Raw genomic sequence first — 15317 nt, 5'->3', positions numbered from 1 at the left:
CCGCCCGTTCGTTTCGCCGCCGCGCCGCCGCTGATGGGCGGTGCGGCGGCGACGCTGTAAAATACTTCTCTTTACCTACGCATACCAATCCCATGACCGTCGTCCGCACCCGTTTTGCCCCTAGCCCTACCGGCTACCTCCACCTTGGCGGCGCCCGCACCGCGCTGTATAGCTGGGCGTATGCCCGCCATGTCGGCGGCACCTTCGTGCTGCGCATCGAAGACACCGATGTCGAGCGGTCCACGCCGGAAGCGGTGCAAGCCATCATCGAAGGCATGCAGTGGCTCGGCCTGGCGCATGACGAAGGCCCGTTCTACCAGATGCAGCGCATGGACCGCTACCGCGAAGTGCTGGCCCGGATGCTGGAAGCCGGTAGCGCCTACCACTGCTATTCCTCCAAGGAAGAAGTCGACGCCATGCGCGAGCGCTTCACGGCCGCGGGCGAAAAGCCGCGCTACGACGGCACCTGGCGCCCGGAGCCGGGCAAGACCTTGCCCGCCGTGCCGGCCGAGCGCGAGCCGGTCGTGCGTTTCAAGAACCCGCTCGACGGCGACGTCAGCTGGGACGATGTGGTCAAGGGCACGATCACGATTTCCAACAAGGAGCTGGACGATCTGGTGATCGCCCGTCCGGGCGGCGTGCCGACCTATAACTTCTGCGTGGCGGTCGACGACTGGGACATGCAGATCACCCACGTGCTGCGCGGCGACGATCACGTCAATAACACCCCACGCCAGATCAATATCCTGCGCGCAATCGGTGCGCCGCTGCCGCAGTATGGTCACCTGCCGATGATCCACGGTTCGGACGGCAAGAAGATTTCCAAACGCGACAAAGGGGAAAAAGTTGTTCCGGTCAACATCATGGCATATCCAGCCATGGGGTATTTGCCGGAAGCGCTGCTGAACTACCTGGCCCGTCTGGGCTGGAGCCATGGCGATGATGAAGTCTTTTCGATGGAGCAGTTCTGTGAGTGGTTCACTACAGATAATCTGACCAGTTCCCCCGCTCAGTTCGATCTGGAAAAACTGGCTTGGCTGAATAATCACTATATCAAGCAGGCCGACAACACCCGCCTGGCCGCCCTGGCGCGTCCGCTGATGGAAGCGCAGGGCGCCCAGTTCGACGGCGCGCCCGACCTGGCCGCCGCGCTGGCGCTGATGAAGGACCGCAGCAACACGATCAATGAACTGGCTGATGCGGCCATGCTGTTTTACCGCACGCCGCAGCCGGACGCGGCGCTGATGACCCAGCACCTGACCGATGCCGTCAAGCCTGTCGTGGCCCAGTTCGCCGAGCGTTGCGCCACGGTCGAGTGGACGCGCGAAGCGCTGGCGGCGATGATCAAGGAAGTGCTTGCCGCTAACAGCATCAAGATGCCGGTGCTGGCGATGCCGTTGCGCCTCTTGCTGACTGGCCAGTTGCAGACGCCGGCAATCGATGCGGTGCTGGTGCTGCTGGGCCGTGAACTGGTCCTGTCACGCCTGAAAGCCGAAGTTTAAATTGTTGGGCTCGGGGCTTTGCATATTGCAAGCCCTAGTATATAATTCTGCTTCTTCGACGGACGGGGGTATAGCTCAGCTGGGAGAGCGCTTGCATGGCATGCAAGAGGTCAGCGGTTCGATCCCGCTTACCTCCACCACTAATCGAAGCAGTTGGAATGGATTGCAGGTAGATGCCACTACCTGATTGCAGTACCGGGTCCCCATCGTCTAGAGGCCTAGGACATCACCCTTTCACGGTGAGTACAGGGGTTCGAATCCCCTTGGGGACGCCAAGATTCGAGTAGTAAAATGCAGTACCTTGTAGTAGAATGCTGTCGCAGTTTAGTATCACTAAACGCCCTGACGAGTCAGGGTTTTTTGTTGGTGCGGTAAGTAAGGTCAGGATGTAGAATACGTCCAGGACAGATTTCTGTCCCCATCGTCTAGAGGCCTAGGACATCACCCTTTCACGGTGAGTACAGGGGTTCGAATCCCCTTGGGGACGCCAGTTTTACCTGAGAATCGTTAAAGCGGTTCTTTGTTTTCCAGCGCAACGTAGTTCGCGTTACATGGGGGGTATAGCTCAGCTGGGAGAGCGCTTGCATGGCATGCAAGAGGTCAGCGGTTCGATCCCGCTTACCTCCACCAAGTTTTGATGTAGTCGTACATTGCAGGTAGTTGCCACTACCTGACAACAGTTCAGGTCCCCATCGTCTAGAGGCCTAGGACATCACCCTTTCACGGTGAGTACAGGGGTTCGAATCCCCTTGGGGACGCCAGTTAGTGCAAAAGCCGCCTTGTGCGGCTTTTTGCATTGCTCGTCGTGCCCGCGCAGGCAGGCACCCAAGTTTGTAGCGCAGTCGACGGCTCATCAGACTTGGGTCCCCGCCTGCGCGGGGACGACGGTTTGTAGGTCAACGGTACTATTTGCCGAGCCGAACCAAAAAAACCTATGTCCCTTGCACACGATCACGCTCTCACCCTTGCCCTGTTCTGCCGGGTCGTCGACAACTACGGCGATATCGGTATCTGCTGGCGTCTCGCGCGCCAACTCCAGCGCGAGCACGGCATCCTGGTCACCCTGTGGGTCGACGACCTGCCCAGTTTTCGCCGCATCTGCCCTGACGTCGACCCCGGCGCCGCCCTCCAGCAGATCCATGGCGTGACCGTGCGCCACTGGGCCGGCCAGGACGGCGTGTTCACGCCCGCCGACATCGCCGATATCGTCATCGAATTTTTTGCCTGCGACATCCCGCCCGGCTACATTACCGCCATGGCCCAGTGCGAGCCGCGTCCGGTCTGGTTCAACCTGGAAGGCTTGAGCGCCGAAGAGTGGGTCGAAGGCTGCCACACGCTGCCGTCGTCCCATCCGCGCCTGCCGCTGACGAAACACTTTTTCTTCCCTGGCTTCACCGCCAAGACCGGCGGCCTGATGCGCGAGGCGGCGCTCGATGAGGAGCGCCGCCAGTTCCAGGCAGATGCTACCGGAATGGCGGCTTTTCTCGGCCAGTTCGGCGTGACGGCGCAGGAAATGGCGTCGGCCAAAGTCTCCTTGTTTTGCTACCCGCACGCGCCCGTGGCTGCCTTGTTCGGCGCCTGGCAGGGCGGGGCGCAGGCGATGACCTGCCTGGTGCCAGAAGGCGTGGCGACAGAAGCGGTCGAGGCTTTCCTAAAAGCGCCGTCCAGTGCCGGCGCCGTAGCCACCCGTGGCGCGCTGACCGTGCGCGTGCTGCCGTTCGTGCCCCAGCCTGACTACGACCGTCTGCTGTGGGCCTGCGACCTCAATGGCGTGCGCGGCGAAGACTCGTTTGTGCGCGCCCAGTGGGCCGGCCGCCCGTTCATCTGGCATATCTACCCGCAGGATGACAACCTGCACCACAAAAAACTGCGCGCCTTCCTGGGGCGCTACGCAAGCGGGCTGGACAGCCTGTCGGCGCTGTCCTTGTGCTGGAACGGCGCCACGCCGGCCGACCCCGATCCGGCGCCGCTGTGGCCCGCTTTCCACGCCGCGCTGCCCGAACTGCATGCCCGCGCCGATGAATGGCAGCGCCAGATGTTGGCAAACGGCGATCTCACCAGTAATATGCTGAACTTTGCCGCTTCGCTTAGGTCATCGCGGCCCGGATAAGGTACAATATTCGGTTAATTTCTAACGTATTTTTACCTCGATCAAACGTGAGCTTCCGGCGTCATGCCAGCAGGCGACAGATGATTTTCATGCAACCCACTTTTTACGTACACTCTTTATGAAACCTGCAAAAGAAATTCGTGTTGGCAACATCATTATGGTTGACAGCAAGCCTATGATCGTGTTGCGTTCCGATGTCAACGGCTCGAGCCGCACGGGCTTCACCTACAAATGGAAGATGAAAAATCTTCTGAACAACAGCCCAATGGAAAACGTCTTCCGTGGCGATGACAAGTTCGACGTCGTCGTGCTGGACAAGAAGCCGGTCACCTACTCGTACTTCGCCGATCCGCTGTTCGTTTTCATGGATACTGAATACAACCAGTACGAAATCGAAGAAGAAAACCTGGGCGATGCACTGCATTACCTGAAAGACGGCATGGAATGCGAAGCCGTGTTCTACGACGGCAAAGCCATTTCGGTCGAGCTGCCAACCACGATCGCACGCAAGGTTGCTTACTCCGAGCCAGCAGTCAAGGGCAACACGTCGGGTAACGTCCTGAAAGAAGCCAAGCTGGAAAACGCGATCGAAGCGCACAGCCACTCGGTCCAGGTGCCACTGTTCGTCAGCACCGACGACGTCATCGAAATCGACACCCGCACCAACGAATACAAGCGCGTCGTTCGTAACTGATCACGTTGCCGTTCAAAAAAAACGCTGCCTCATGGGCAGCGTTTTTTTTCGTCGGAACAGCGCGTTTATTTTGCTTTTTTGGCCTTGGCAAACACCGGACCCCACAGCGGATGGCCGCTTTCGCCTGGCGCCAGCGCGAACGCGGGATCGAGCTTGAAGGCTTTTTCGAAATGCTGGCGGCACGGGGCCGGCCGCGAGGTCACGCAATAGCTGAAAGCGATGTACTTGTGCGCGGCCACCTGGTTGGCCTTGGAGCCGGCGCTGATATCGGCCGCGCCCAGACGCTTGATGGCGTCGTTATACGCACCCTGGTTGTACAGTTCGATGCCTTCGTTGAGCGCCACCTGGTCGGCGCTGACGGCCGGCGCCGTTGGCACCACCGGCGGCGGTGGGCGTGGGGTTGGCGGACGCGGCGCCGGTGGCCGGGGCGTGGTGCTGGCCTTGGGCGGCGGTTCGGTGGTGGTGCAGCCGGACAGCGCAAGGCCGCCGGCCAGCACGGCATACATCAGGAGGTGTTGGGATCGGTTCATGCCTCGATCTTAATGCGTTTATTTGGGCTGCGCTGTGAAATCATGTTCAATCGTGCGTGACTTGTTTTTTGTTGTATCGAGATTCAGCAGGAAATCCTGGAAGCCGGGATTGGCGATCCGGATTTTGTGTTTGCCGGCCGGCAGCGTGAGCTTTTTCAGTGGTGGCGTGACGCCGGATTCCTTGCCGTCGACATAGATCGTGCCCCACGGCTTGATCGACAATTTATAGTTGAACGTTTCGGGCGCCGCTTCGGCGGCCGGATCGGCCAGCACATCGGTGGCGGCAACAGCCTCGGCCGGTGCCGGGACGGCGGCAGACGCATTGTCGTTCGGCACGGGCAGCTCGGCCGGGACGGCGACCGTGGGCACGGGCGTCGGCGTTGGCGCCGGTGGCGGCAGGGCGGAGGCGTCGGCCACCGCCGGCTGGGCCGGCGCGACCATGATCGTGTCGGACGGCTTGGACAGCAGCGAATACAGGCCCACCGCGATCGCGGCCACCATCACCACGCCGGAGACTGCAATGCCGGTCCACGGCGGCAAGCCCTTGTTGGCTGGCTTGACCGGCTTGGCCGGTTTTTCGGCCGTCTCCGGTTTCGGGCGGCGCGAGGAACGCGCTTGCCCGTCTGGCCGCGACGAGGCGCTGGCCGGCTTGGACAGGTTCGGCTTGACCGGGCCGGTCACGGGCGATGCCGGCGTCGGCGCCGTTGTGGCGGCGGGGCTAGCGTCGGGCAGGCGGTCGAGCGTGGCAAAGCGCTGGGCCGGGCCGGTGGGGCGGGCGCGCGGCGCTTCGCCGCTGGTTTCGATGCCGAGCAGGGCGCGGAAGGCGTCGATGGTTTGCGGACGGTCCTGGGCCAGCACGGCCAGGCCTTTGTCGATGGCCGCCAGGAATTCCTGGCTGTAGCCGGGCAGGCCACGCTCGGCCAGCGGCTTGACCGGATCGCGCACCATGCGCGCGATCGAGGTCGCGGGCGGTTCCTTGATAATGGCAAAAAACATCACCGCGGCCAGTGCGTAGATGTCGGTGTACGGACCCTGGTCGAGCGAGGCGTCGCCGGCGTACTGTTCCACCGGCGCGTAGCCGGGTTTCAGGATCACGGTCAGGCCGCGCGTGCGGTCACCGATGATCTGGCGCGCCGAACCGAAGTCGAGCAGCACGGCATCGCCGCTTTCCTGCACGATGATGTTGTCCGGCGACACGTCGCGGTGCAGGATTTTCATGGTGTACAGCATCTCGAGGGCATCGAGAATCTGCTTCATCACCTTCTTGCACCACACTTCGGTCACCAGTTCCGGACTCTGGGTGACGATATCCTTGATGGTGCGGCCATCGTAATACTGCATGGCCGTATAGGCGGTGCGGTTCTGTTCCCAGAAACGGTGCACCTTGACCAGCGACGGATGATCGAACTGGGCCAGGAAGCGCGCTTCGTTGATGAAGCTTTTCAGCCCCACGTTGAAAGTTTCCTGGTGCCGTTCGGCACGCACCATGATGCTGTGGTCGCTGGCGCGCGTGGCCAGCACGCCCGGCATGTATTCTTTCAGGGCCACGCTGCGCTGCAGCGAATGGTCGAACGCCATGTAGACGATGCCGAAGCCGCCTTCACCGAGCACGCCGGTGATTTCAAAGTCGGCCAGCCTGGTACCGATCGGCAGGCAGTTCTCGGAGCCGGGGGCGAGGGCGTTCATACGATCTCTCGCTCGACGCGGATGGCGTACGCGGAGAAATTGTCGCGTACCCGGTCGGTGCCTTCCAGGGCCGCCTCGGCCAGCGCGCACATGGCGGTCAGCCATTGCTCGCTATTGCCCGCTTCGGCCAGGGTGCGTTCCATCTCGTCTTCGTGCACCCATTCCCACAAGCCATCGCTGCATACCAGCAAGGCATCGCCGTCGAGCAGCTGGACCGGGCCGTCGCCGAGCGCGACCGGGGTTTCGCCTTCGGCGCCGATGGCGGCAAACAGGATGTTGCGCTGGGGATGGCTGCGCAGCTGGTCGGCGCGCGCATAGCCGGCATCGATCAGTTGCTGGGTCAGGCTGTGGTCGCGCGTGGCGCTGACCAGCTTGGCGTCGCGGAACAGATAGATGCGGGTATCGCCCAGATGCGCCCATAAAGCATGGGCATTGGCCTGGTCCACCAGCAAGGCGGCCACGGTGGCGCTCATGTCATGGTTTTCGGCGTGAATCTGTTTGTTTTTCGCAACACTTGCGATGGCGTGGGCCGTGTAGGACAGCAAAGCATGGGCCCCAAAGGCCGGCACGCTGGCAAATTTTTCCAGCATGGCCTCGACCACGATGTTCGCGGCCACCTCGCCGCCCTCGTGTCCGCCGGCGCCATCGGCGATGATGAAGCAGGAAATATCGCCATGCTGGGCTTCGCCGACGGCATCCTGGTTGCTGGCCCGCATGCCGATTTCACTGATGCGTGTCCAGGCCAGGCGGATCGGATTGCGCTCAACCATTGCTGGTGCCGGCCGCATTCGCGCGCTCGACTTCCTTCTCGTACGCGGCCAGGAAAGCGGGGCCGAAGATGGACTTGAACTGGTCTTTGGCTTCCGCTTCGGCCGTGTGGTAAGCCTGCTTGTAGGTCTTCCAGCTCTCGGCCTGGCGGCGCGAGGGAATCAGGGTGCCCATCATGCCGCCGCCCGACACCTCGGTCTCGAACAGCTCGGGCTTGAGACGCGCCATCATGGCGCCCATGCTGGCCCGGGTGCCCGCCACCATGCCTTTCTGGTGGCTGCGCAAGTCGTTATAGGCATCGTCGATCGATTCGAGCGGCTCCATGAAACCGGGCATTTTCTTGCGCAGCATCTGGGTCAGCACGGTCTGGCTGTCAGGGAAAAACTTGAGCGGATTATTGTTGCGCATCACCACCATCGTGACATCGGCCTTGACCTCTTGCTTGACCAGCGAGCGCAGGGCCAGCAGATCGATGGTACCTTGCAGCGAGCTGGCCATCAGCTTGCCCATCAGTTCCATCAACTCCGGCGTCAGGCCGGAACCGAGCGCATCGGCGGGAATGCCGGCGCCACGCAGGAAGGCCTGCTTCAGTGTTTCAATGTCATCAAGCACAACGTTAGTATTCATGAGTGCGGGGCCGCGGGGGAGCGTCGATGTTTATCTCAAGCAATCATGCCAGATTTAACGATTAAGCGCATCAATCGGATGAACCTAATTTATGCATTTTGCCTCATGACAACGCAATTTGCCGCATCTTCTGGCATGAACGCCGGTCTGGGTGCTCATGCGACGGCCCCACTGCTGTTTTTCCGTGCAGCAGGGCGCGTGACACGATTAGTGTAGCTGCATAAGTGCCCCGCCGCAAAGCCCGGCTCATCGGTTACGCAACAGCATGCCGTACGGCATCGCTTTGCCGGTCGCCTTGGCGCCGCCTTGGCGTCGCCTTAGCCTCCCCTTGGCCACCGCCTTGGCGTGCTGCCTCAGGCGTCGATAAAGCGCATCTTGAAGCTGCGGCCCTTGATATTGCCGAAGTCGCGCCCGAGCTTGTTGCCTGCATTGAGGCGCTGGAAAGCTTGCTCGGCCACGTGGCGCTCGAGCGCCACATAGGTCATGAATTCGAACACATTGATCTTGCCGACCTGTTCCTTGGTCAGCCCGGCGTCGCCGGTCAGGGCGCCCAGCAGGTCGCCCGGGCGCAGCTTGTCTTTCTTGCCACCCATGATGACCAGGGTGACCATCGGCGCCGGCGCTGCCGCTTCGCCATCGTCGGCCAGTTCCGACAGTGGATGCCAGCTGACCGGCGCGTGCTGGTATTGCTCGATCAGCTTGACCCATTTCTTTTCGTTCGGCGCGCACAAGGTCAGCGCCAGGCCCGATTCGCCGGCGCGGCCGGTACGGCCCACGCGGTGGATGTGCACTTCGGTGTCTTTCGAGACGTCGGCATTGATCACCGCGCCCAGGTTGGCAATGTCGAGGCCGCGCGCGGCCACGTCGGTCGCCACCAGCACCGAGCAGCTGCGGTTGGAAAACAACACCAGGATTTCGTCGCGCTCGCGCTGTTCCAGTTCGCCGTACAGCGCCAGCGCCGAAAAGCCCTGGGCACGCAATTCGTCGGCCAGTTCGCGGCAATGGACTTTGGTGTTGCAGAATGCCAGGGCCGAGACCGGCTTGAAGTGTTTCAGCAGGCGGCCCACGGCCTGGTCGCGGTTGTCGAAGCCGACCTCATAGAAGCGCTGCTCGATCTGGTCGCCGCTGTGCTGGGCTTCGACCACCACTTCCACCGGGTTGCGCAGGAACGATTCGGTGGCGCGCCGGATATCGTCCGGATAGGTGGCTGAAAACAGCAGGGTATGGCGGCGCGACGGGCAGGCGCTGACGATGCCGGCGATCTCGTCGTAGAAACCCATGTCGGTCATGCGGTCCGCTTCGTCCAGCACCAGGGTCTGCACCTTGGACAGGTCGATGCTGCCGCGTCCCAGGTGGTCGCGGATACGGCCTGGCGTGCCGACCACGATGTGGGCGCCGTGTTCGAGCGAGGCGATCTGCGGGCGCATGGGCGCGCCGCCGGTCAGCGTGAGCACCTTGATATTGCCTTCGCCGCGCGCCAGGCGGCGCAGCTCATTGGCCACCTGGTCGGCCAGTTCGCGCGTCGGGCACAGTACCAGGCCTTGCACCGCGAACCAGGCGGGATTCAATTTGTGCAGGATGCCGATACCGAAGGCGGCGGTCTTGCCGCTGCCGGTCTTGGCCTGGGCGATCAGGTCGCGCCCGTCGAGCACGTGCGGCAGGCTCTTGGTCTGGATGTCGGTCATCTCGCGGTAGCCGAGCGAGTCCAGGTTGGCCAGGAAGGTGGCGGTGAGCGGCAGGGTGGCGAAGGCGTTTGGATTCATGTGATGCTCTGGCAAAAGGGGAGGTCCCCAGTCTAACAGGCGACCGGAGATGGATGAATTGCGATGGCGCGGCACGGCTGCCGCACCGGAGAAGTTACGCGGCTGCCCAGTTGGGCAGGCCGGTCAGGTCGGTATTGTCGTCGCGCCGCCACACCGGCAAGCCGCTGGCATCGGTTTCGTCGAGCAGTTCGAGCTGTTGCTGGCGGATGGTGGCTTTGCGCTGGCGCGGCACCGTGGTGCGGCGCGCTTCGGCTGGGGGATGGACGAGCGGCGCAGCCGCGCCGAACCCCGGCAGATCGAAGGTCGCGTTATCTTTTTTGTCTCTCATGGGAAGCGCGGTGGACTGGCTTGAAGGCAGCTAGTCCCTTTCTAAAAACAAAAGCCCGGCTGTGTGAAGAGTCGGGCTCAGTTCAAAATGTGTTTGGTTGCGGGGACAGGATTTGAACCTGTGACCTTCGGGTTATGAGCCCGACGAGCTGCCAGACTGCTCCACCCCGCGTCTGAGCGGCGAATTGTACAGGGGTTCCCGCACAAGTGCAATGGCCGGGACTAAATCAGCGTTCTGGCGCACTGGCGCTGGCTGCAATGACAGCCATGCTACAGTTTGCGGACCTCGTCATTCATGCCATTTGCCCATGCATATCCAAACGCTGCACACTGAGCGCCTTGTCCTGCTGCCGCCTTCGGCCGCGTGCGAGGAGATGTACGAGTCCTTTTATACCGACGCCGATGCGTCCGGTCCTTACGGCGGACCGCTGACCAGTGCCGCTGCCTGGTCGCGCCTGGCGGCGGACCTGGGCGCCTGGCATGTGCAGGGGTTTGGTGTCTGGGCGATTGCGCGGCGGGACGCAGGCGAGTTGCTTGGGGTGTGCGGTTTCTGGCAGGGCAAAGGATGGCCGCGCGAGCTGACCTGGTGGCTCTTGCCGCAGGCCCGCAGTGCCGGTATCGCGCAGGAAGCGTCGCGCGCGGTGATCGCGCATGCGCATCAAGTGTTTCAGTGGCCCTCGCTCGAGACCTATATGAATGACGACAACCATGCCGCGCGCGCGCTGGTGCGACGGCTTGGCGCTGTCGTCACGGGGCGACGCAGTTTTCCTGATGGTGGGGAGCGTGACGTTTTTCGATTCCCCCGCTCGCAGCCGGCTTCGGAAATATAAAGCAAGCCAGTGTTTGCAGGGGGATGCCGGCCATGCGCATGGCGCTGTTGGACGGTCTGGTCAGCGCAAGCCATAGCGTTCGCGCAGTGCTTGCAGGGTGCCGTTTTTCTCCAGCCGCGCAATGGCGGCGTTCACCCGCGCCAGGTCGTCCGGCGTGGTGCTGGCGCGGCTGAGCATCAGGCGCACCGGCGCCTGATGCAGCACGAAGGGCAGCTGGCGCAGCACCAGCTTCTGGCGCTGCGCTTCATACAGCACGGCGGCGCGGTCGCCCATGATCAGCGGCGCGCGTCCGGCGCCGAGCATGCGCACGCCCTGCTCGAAGGTGCCGAAGTCGAACAGGCGGCCGCTGGCGCGCAGGCTTGGCGTGGCGTTCGCGAATTCGGGCCCGTACCAGCCCACGCGCGGCGCCAGCACGGAAGCGGGGCCGCGCACCAGCGCCGGCATGCTGCCGATGCCGGCGTAGCGCGCATAGTCGCGCGCCAGGACGAACAGCGCCACCGTCTCGTTGCGGTAGGCGTCGGAAAAACGCGCGAAACGGCGCCGTTCGGCCGTGTCGGTGGCGGCCAGCATCAGGTCGAATTCGCCGCGCTCGAATAGCAGCATGCGCCGCACTGTCGGCAGCGGCGGCGCGCTCACCAGGGTGCAACCGGCTTCCTTCAGGATGGCCTTGGCCATGTCCATATCGAGCCCGGTCTGGACATTCTCCTCGTTGGTGAAGGAGTAGGGCGGCCATTCCTCGCTGACCATGTTCAGCGGCCGGCTGCAGGCGCCCACCCGCCCGCCCGCGAGCAGGGTGGCGCACGCCAGCAGCGCGGTTACAGTGCGCGCAAACGCCATAGCGATGTCAGTTCGGCGGCGCGCGCAGCGTGCAGCGGATCGGTCGCGTCGGACGCGCGCGGGTGGGTGGGACGCACGTCGTGGCGCTCGATCACTTGCAGGCCGCCGGCCGCGATCAGCGCCAGCAACTGCTCGCGCGGACGCAGGCCAAGGTGCTCGGCCAGGTCGGACAGGATCAGCCAGCCTTCGCCGCCGGGCGCCAGGTGGGCCGCCAGGCCGTTCAAAAAGCCTTTGAGCATGCGGCTGTCCGGATCGTACACTGCGTATTCGATCGAGGAACTCGGGCGCCCAGGCAGCCAGGGCGGATTGCACAGCACCAGGTTGGCGCGTCCTTCGGGGAACAGGTCGGCCTGCACCACTTCGACCTTGTCGAACGCGCCGAGGCGCTGCAGGTTCTCGCGCGCGCAGGAGAGGGCGCGCGCATCCATGTCGGTGGCCACCACGCGCTTGACGCCGCGCTGCGCCAGCAGGGCCGCCAGCACGCCGGTACCGGTGCCGATGTCGAAGGCCAGCGCGCACGCGGGCGGCAGCGGCGCGTCGGCCACCAGCGCCACGTACTCGCCGCGGATCGGCGAAAACACGCCGTAGTGGGGGTGGATGCGTGCGCCCAGCGCCGGGATCTCGACCCCGTTCTTGCGCCACTCGTGGGCGCCGATCAGGCCAAGCAGTTCGCGCATCGATGCCACGAACGGTTCGTCACCGCGTCCATAGGCTTCGTTGCAGGCTTGCGTGACATCCGGCGCGCGCCGCAGCGGCACGCTGTAGTCGGCCTCGAACGGCAGCAGCAGCATGGCCAGCGTGCGTGCGCGCTGCGACTGGGCCTGGCGGTGCAGGTGGAACGCTTCGGCCGCCGAGGCGGGCACCTTGGGCGGCTTGGCGCGTCCGCCCTTGTGGTCGGCGCGGCGCGCCAGCGCTTGCAGCAACTGGCGCGCGTTGTGGAAGTCGCCGCGCCAGAGCAGGGCGGTGCCTTCGCAGGCGAGGCGGTAGGCCACGTCGGCCGGGGTTTTGTCGTCGGCGATGACGACTTTTTTCGGCGGCGGCATGCCGCTCTCGGAGCGCCAGCGCGCCGTGCGCGGCTGGCCTTCTTCGGTCCAGTGGATGCGTGCCGGGGCGTCGGCAGTGTGTTCAGGTTGCATTGGGGGCGATCGGTCAGTGGTGCAAAAACGGAAAACGGCAAGTGCCCCGTGCGGGCACGGGGCGCCATGATCACTATTATACGTGGGGCCGCGCGCGCCTTCAGGCGCTGGCGAAGATGCTGCTGGCGGGCGCGCCGCCGTAGGAGCCGGCCAGCGCCTTGCTGCGCTCGAGCGTGGCGGCGGCCGGTTCATCGGCGCGCGGACGGGGGGCGAGCAGGGCGGCGCGGTCGACCAGGCGCAGCAGCCGCAGGCTCAGATTGCCGCCCACGCTGTCGCCATTCTCGCCGGCCGTGCCGGTGACGGGCGCTGACAGTTCGCGCCCGAGCAGTTTGAACAGCTCGTTCAGGCTGCCGGGAAATTTCACCGGTGGCAGCGGTTTGCCAGTCAGCACCAGCACATCGGGCGCATCGAGCTGGGCCGGGCGGGCGGCGGGCGCTGTTGTTTCGGTGGCAACGCTGGCACTGGCCTCGTAATTGACCTCCAGCTCGAAATCGAAGGTTTGGCCATCGGCCGTGACCAGCTGGCCGGTGCCGATGAAGCTGGCGCTCTCGTTCAGGGAAAAGGCGCTGGCGCGCAGATTGCCGCTCTGGGTGGCCGAGGCCGACAACGCCGATTGCGCCTGTACCGACACCGCGTCGAAGCTGACCTTGGCGCCCTTGGCGGCATCGCCGAACAGCTTGCCGACAAAGGTATCGAGAAATTTCTGGGCCACATCGACGGTCGACGTGGCCAGCTGGTCCACGCGGTTCATCAGGCTCTGCGGGGATAAATTGACATTATCGTTGTACAGGGATACCGGATCGACCACCGGCAGGCGCGCGGCGACATGGCCGCTGGCCGGCGCCAGCTGTGCGCCGACGCTCCTGCCACCGGCCTGCGCGGCGGCAGGAAGGAGGGTGGATGCGGGCGGACGGGCGCTCAGGGCGGACAAGAAGGACATGGCGGTCAGACAATAAAAAAGTTGCGTTACTGACCATAACGGCAGTCTTGCCGATTACTTTAGTTATTTTTCTATTATTTTTTTATTGCCTTGAGGAATCTCAATCAATGGTGATGGGACCATTGCCCTTCCGGCGATGCGAGATAGGATTGAACAGCGTCCTTGTTTCCTGTGGCATGGCGTTTCAGCACACCGCAGCCGCACACGCCCTGGTAGGGCTGGATATGCGAACAGGCGGACACTTTCTGCAAGAAGACTTTGACAGGTTTTTCGCAGTTGGCGCATTTGAAAGTGAGCACGCGGGCGGGTTTTGACATGGGGAAGGTCCGAACGTAAAAAAACGCGCATTTTAGCATCGGTCGATGCGCACGCAGTCAACTGCTGGCCTGGCACAGCGTTAACGGAGCAGGCCCCCGGGCGAAGTGATCGAGACAGGAAGCAAGATGAACTCCGACAAGCAACCAAGCAAGGAAAGCGTGCGCCAGTGGCTGCGCGCGCAAATCGCGCAACGGCGTCCGCCGCCCGATCCGCAGGATATCCGGCGCGAGCTGGGCTGGGAACTGGAGAAGGCGCGCCCGGTCCGGCCGAAACGCTAACTGCGGGACTTACTGCGCAGGCGGCGCCATCACATTGATGACGTGCACGATGGTCTGCGTTTCGAGCTCGTATGGGATGCGGATAGTCGGGCCGACAAAATCCTTTTTGTTCCGGGTGATGATCAGCCGCCGCGTGATGTTTCCGGTTGCGCGGATGAGAGCGTCCAGCAAGGGGATCTTCGGCAGACTGCGCATACTCGCGCCACGGATCGCCGCGGCTTCGTGCATGATCGCTTCGTCCGTTTGAATGACTTCGAATCCGCCGCTCACCAGGAATGCGCGCGTGCCCGGCTGCTCCGAAGGCGGCGTCCCCGCAATCAGCTCCATCCAGGTGACGCTGCTGATGGCAGGATTGGTGTAATAACCCAATTCCTGGAGGGCTTCAGGAATGCCATTCAGGGCGTCGATCAGTATATTGGTGTCAAATAAGACTAACGCCATTCAGCCCTCGACTCTATTTGGTATTGAAGACCGTCTTTGGGAGTGTCGTCACGATCCTTCCACATGCCGAACGCCGCATTGAGTGCCGCTAGGCGCCTGGCACGCTCGCTTTGCAATGCGTCATCGGCAGCCTGCGGCCCGCCTGGCGCATCTTGAGGAGGACGTGTGGACGCCAGCGCGTCTTCCGGCGCGCCCTGGTCAACGTCCGGATGCGACGCTTCGCTTTCACCCTTGACGTCGATATCGCAGTTGACCGATGTGCACGTCGGCGCAACAGGCGCACCCGGCGCGGGCGTACCGGAACAACTGAATTGAAGGACATGCTTGTTCTCGACGCTGTTCCCGGTTCCACGGAACGTTGTGACGCAGGTCAAATGGAAATGCGCCGAGAACGATGGCGCCGGCGAGGTACCAGACCCGCTCCCGGCCAGCCGCTCCTGGCCGTCGTCGTGCAAGGGACCGGCGGCGCAAGCCTGCTCCGTCTCCGGCGTGAAAGCGCAGTCATTCTCGTAAAGTGAGCTCATCTTTTG

The 15317-nt window shown here is 63.3% G+C and carries 17 protein-coding genes and 6 tRNA genes; 10 read left to right on the top strand and 13 right to left on the bottom strand.

Annotation, left to right across the window (positions count from 1 at the left end; all coding sequences use genetic code 11):
- Nucleotides 1-92 precede the first annotated feature (92 nt).
- The 8 genes from gltX (at nucleotide 93) to F2P44_RS02760 (ending at nucleotide 4306) form a co-directional block, all read left to right on the top strand.
- On the top strand, nucleotides 93-1502 hold the full coding sequence (gene gltX / locus F2P44_RS02795) for a glutamate--tRNA ligase (protein ID WP_167084834.1): 1410 nt from the start codon (nucleotides 93-95) through the stop codon (nucleotides 1500-1502).
- Between the two features lie 64 nt (nucleotides 1503-1566).
- Nucleotides 1567-1642, top strand: a tRNA-Ala gene (locus tag F2P44_RS02790).
- A 59-nt stretch (nucleotides 1643-1701) separates the two neighbouring features.
- Nucleotides 1702-1777: transfer RNA gene (locus F2P44_RS02785), tRNA-Glu, on the top strand.
- A gap of 139 nt (nucleotides 1778-1916) precedes the next feature.
- Nucleotides 1917-1992, top strand: a tRNA-Glu gene (locus F2P44_RS02780).
- Nucleotides 1993-2056: 64 nt separating this feature from the next.
- Nucleotides 2057-2132 (top strand) — tRNA-Ala (locus tag F2P44_RS02775).
- Nucleotides 2133-2187: 55 nt separating this feature from the next.
- Nucleotides 2188-2263: transfer RNA gene (locus F2P44_RS02770), tRNA-Glu, on the top strand.
- A gap of 173 nt (nucleotides 2264-2436) precedes the next feature.
- Entirely contained in the window at nucleotides 2437-3612 is a 1176-nt protein-coding gene (gene earP / locus F2P44_RS02765; protein ID WP_167084832.1) for an elongation factor P maturation arginine rhamnosyltransferase EarP, read from the top strand.
- A 118-nt stretch (nucleotides 3613-3730) separates the two neighbouring features.
- A complete protein-coding gene (locus tag F2P44_RS02760; protein ID WP_054267202.1) occupies nucleotides 3731-4306 on the top strand; it encodes an elongation factor P in 576 nt (191 codons plus the stop codon).
- 65 nt (nucleotides 4307-4371) lie between these two features.
- Here the strand turns inward: F2P44_RS02760 and F2P44_RS02755 are convergent, their stop codons facing one another.
- From F2P44_RS02755 to F2P44_RS02725, 7 genes are all read right to left on the bottom strand, one after another.
- Complete coding sequence (locus tag F2P44_RS02755) at nucleotides 4372-4836, bottom strand: TssQ family T6SS-associated lipoprotein (RefSeq protein ID WP_167084830.1); 465 nt, start codon at nucleotides 4834-4836, stop codon at nucleotides 4372-4374.
- Nucleotides 4837-4854: 18 nt separating this feature from the next.
- Complete coding sequence (locus tag F2P44_RS02750) at nucleotides 4855-6522, bottom strand: serine/threonine-protein kinase (RefSeq protein WP_167084828.1); 1668 nt, start codon at nucleotides 6520-6522, stop codon at nucleotides 4855-4857.
- On the bottom strand, nucleotides 6519-7292 hold the full coding sequence (locus tag F2P44_RS02745; RefSeq protein WP_167084826.1) for a PP2C family protein-serine/threonine phosphatase: 774 nt from the start codon (nucleotides 7290-7292) through the stop codon (nucleotides 6519-6521). The genes F2P44_RS02750 and F2P44_RS02745 overlap by 4 nt, the downstream gene beginning before the upstream one ends.
- Complete coding sequence (gene tagH / locus F2P44_RS02740) at nucleotides 7285-7917, bottom strand: type VI secretion system-associated FHA domain protein TagH (RefSeq protein WP_167084823.1); 633 nt, start codon at nucleotides 7915-7917, stop codon at nucleotides 7285-7287. The genes F2P44_RS02745 and tagH overlap by 8 nt, the downstream gene beginning before the upstream one ends.
- A 353-nt stretch (nucleotides 7918-8270) precedes the next feature.
- Complete coding sequence (gene dbpA / locus F2P44_RS02735; RefSeq protein WP_167084821.1) at nucleotides 8271-9680, bottom strand: ATP-dependent RNA helicase DbpA; 1410 nt, start codon at nucleotides 9678-9680, stop codon at nucleotides 8271-8273.
- 94 nt (nucleotides 9681-9774) lie between these two features.
- The gene (locus F2P44_RS02730) at nucleotides 9775-10008 is read right to left on the bottom strand and encodes a hypothetical protein (RefSeq protein ID WP_099876952.1); all 234 of its coding nucleotides are present in this window, start codon (nucleotides 10006-10008) and stop codon (nucleotides 9775-9777) included.
- A gap of 94 nt (nucleotides 10009-10102) precedes the next feature.
- Nucleotides 10103-10179: transfer RNA gene (locus F2P44_RS02725), tRNA-Met, on the bottom strand.
- A 136-nt stretch (nucleotides 10180-10315) separates the two neighbouring features.
- On the opposite strand from F2P44_RS02725, the gene F2P44_RS02720 reads away from it, so the two are divergent.
- Complete coding sequence (locus F2P44_RS02720; protein WP_167084819.1) at nucleotides 10316-10837, top strand: GNAT family N-acetyltransferase; 522 nt, start codon at nucleotides 10316-10318, stop codon at nucleotides 10835-10837.
- Nucleotides 10838-10897: 60 nt separating this feature from the next.
- On the opposite strand, the gene F2P44_RS02715 is transcribed toward F2P44_RS02720, so the two are convergent.
- The 4 genes from F2P44_RS02715 to F2P44_RS02700 all read right to left on the bottom strand — a co-directional run bounded on the left by F2P44_RS02715 (nucleotide 10898) and on the right by F2P44_RS02700 (nucleotide 14067).
- The gene (locus F2P44_RS02715; RefSeq protein WP_167084817.1) at nucleotides 10898-11674 is read right to left on the bottom strand and encodes a substrate-binding periplasmic protein; all 777 of its coding nucleotides are present in this window, start codon (nucleotides 11672-11674) and stop codon (nucleotides 10898-10900) included.
- Nucleotides 11653-12810, bottom strand: coding sequence for a methyltransferase (locus F2P44_RS02710; RefSeq protein ID WP_167084816.1), 1158 nt, complete (start codon nucleotides 12808-12810; stop codon nucleotides 11653-11655). Before F2P44_RS02710 ends, F2P44_RS02715 begins: the two co-directional genes overlap by 22 nt.
- A 100-nt stretch (nucleotides 12811-12910) precedes the next feature.
- Entirely contained in the window at nucleotides 12911-13750 is an 840-nt protein-coding gene (locus F2P44_RS02705) for a hypothetical protein (RefSeq protein ID WP_167084815.1), read from the bottom strand.
- Nucleotides 13751-13854: 104 nt separating this feature from the next.
- The gene (locus tag F2P44_RS02700) at nucleotides 13855-14067 is read right to left on the bottom strand and encodes a hypothetical protein (RefSeq protein ID WP_167084814.1); all 213 of its coding nucleotides are present in this window, start codon (nucleotides 14065-14067) and stop codon (nucleotides 13855-13857) included.
- A 126-nt stretch (nucleotides 14068-14193) separates the two neighbouring features.
- Between F2P44_RS02700 and F2P44_RS02695 the strand changes: the two genes are divergently transcribed.
- The gene (locus F2P44_RS02695; RefSeq protein ID WP_167084813.1) at nucleotides 14194-14346 is read left to right on the top strand and encodes a hypothetical protein; all 153 of its coding nucleotides are present in this window, start codon (nucleotides 14194-14196) and stop codon (nucleotides 14344-14346) included.
- Nucleotides 14347-14355: 9 nt separating this feature from the next.
- Here F2P44_RS02695 and F2P44_RS02690 read toward each other — a convergent pair whose 3' ends face one another.
- Both F2P44_RS02690 and F2P44_RS02685 read right to left on the bottom strand, forming a co-directional pair.
- On the bottom strand, nucleotides 14356-14787 hold the full coding sequence (locus tag F2P44_RS02690) for a PIN domain-containing protein (protein WP_167084812.1): 432 nt from the start codon (nucleotides 14785-14787) through the stop codon (nucleotides 14356-14358).
- Nucleotides 14778-15311 carry a hypothetical protein gene (locus F2P44_RS02685; protein ID WP_167084811.1) on the bottom strand — a complete coding sequence of 178 codons (534 nt, stop codon included), beginning with the start codon at nucleotides 15309-15311 and terminating at the stop codon, nucleotides 14778-14780. The genes F2P44_RS02690 and F2P44_RS02685 overlap by 10 nt, the downstream gene beginning before the upstream one ends.
- Nucleotides 15312-15317: the final 6 nt, after the last annotated feature.

The sequence above is a fragment of the Massilia frigida genome (assembly GCF_011682175.1).
GTDB lineage: Bacteria > Pseudomonadota > Gammaproteobacteria > Burkholderiales > Burkholderiaceae_D > Telluria_A > Telluria_A frigida.
Note: the sequence above shows the minus strand (reverse complement) of the source record. Positions and strands in the feature narration are given on the sequence as shown.

Coding starts and splice junctions, on each gene's coding strand:
- gltX (WP_167084834.1), top strand. CDS start 93: ATGACCGTCGTCCGCACCCGTTTTGCCCCTAGCCCTACCGGCTACCTC.
- earP (WP_167084832.1), top strand. CDS start 2,437: ATGTCCCTTGCACACGATCACGCTCTCACCCTTGCCCTGTTCTGCCGG.
- F2P44_RS02760 (WP_054267202.1), top strand. CDS start 3,731: ATGAAACCTGCAAAAGAAATTCGTGTTGGCAACATCATTATGGTTGAC.
- F2P44_RS02755 (WP_167084830.1), bottom strand. CDS start 4,836: ATGAACCGATCCCAACACCTCCTGATGTATGCCGTGCTGGCCGGCGGC.
- F2P44_RS02750 (WP_167084828.1), bottom strand. CDS start 6,522: ATGAACGCCCTCGCCCCCGGCTCCGAGAACTGCCTGCCGATCGGTACC.
- F2P44_RS02745 (WP_167084826.1), bottom strand. CDS start 7,292: ATGGTTGAGCGCAATCCGATCCGCCTGGCCTGGACACGCATCAGTGAA.
- tagH (WP_167084823.1), bottom strand. CDS start 7,917: ATGAATACTAACGTTGTGCTTGATGACATTGAAACACTGAAGCAGGCC.
- dbpA (WP_167084821.1), bottom strand. CDS start 9,680: ATGAATCCAAACGCCTTCGCCACCCTGCCGCTCACCGCCACCTTCCTG.
- F2P44_RS02730 (WP_099876952.1), bottom strand. CDS start 10,008: ATGAGAGACAAAAAAGATAACGCGACCTTCGATCTGCCGGGGTTCGGC.
- F2P44_RS02720 (WP_167084819.1), top strand. CDS start 10,316: ATGCATATCCAAACGCTGCACACTGAGCGCCTTGTCCTGCTGCCGCCT.
- F2P44_RS02715 (WP_167084817.1), bottom strand. CDS start 11,674: ATGGCGTTTGCGCGCACTGTAACCGCGCTGCTGGCGTGCGCCACCCTG.
- F2P44_RS02710 (WP_167084816.1), bottom strand. CDS start 12,810: ATGCAACCTGAACACACTGCCGACGCCCCGGCACGCATCCACTGGACC.
- F2P44_RS02705 (WP_167084815.1), bottom strand. CDS start 13,750: ATGTCCTTCTTGTCCGCCCTGAGCGCCCGTCCGCCCGCATCCACCCTC.
- F2P44_RS02700 (WP_167084814.1), bottom strand. CDS start 14,067: ATGTCAAAACCCGCCCGCGTGCTCACTTTCAAATGCGCCAACTGCGAA.
- F2P44_RS02695 (WP_167084813.1), top strand. CDS start 14,194: ATGAACTCCGACAAGCAACCAAGCAAGGAAAGCGTGCGCCAGTGGCTG.
- F2P44_RS02690 (WP_167084812.1), bottom strand. CDS start 14,787: ATGGCGTTAGTCTTATTTGACACCAATATACTGATCGACGCCCTGAAT.
- F2P44_RS02685 (WP_167084811.1), bottom strand. CDS start 15,311: ATGAGCTCACTTTACGAGAATGACTGCGCTTTCACGCCGGAGACGGAG.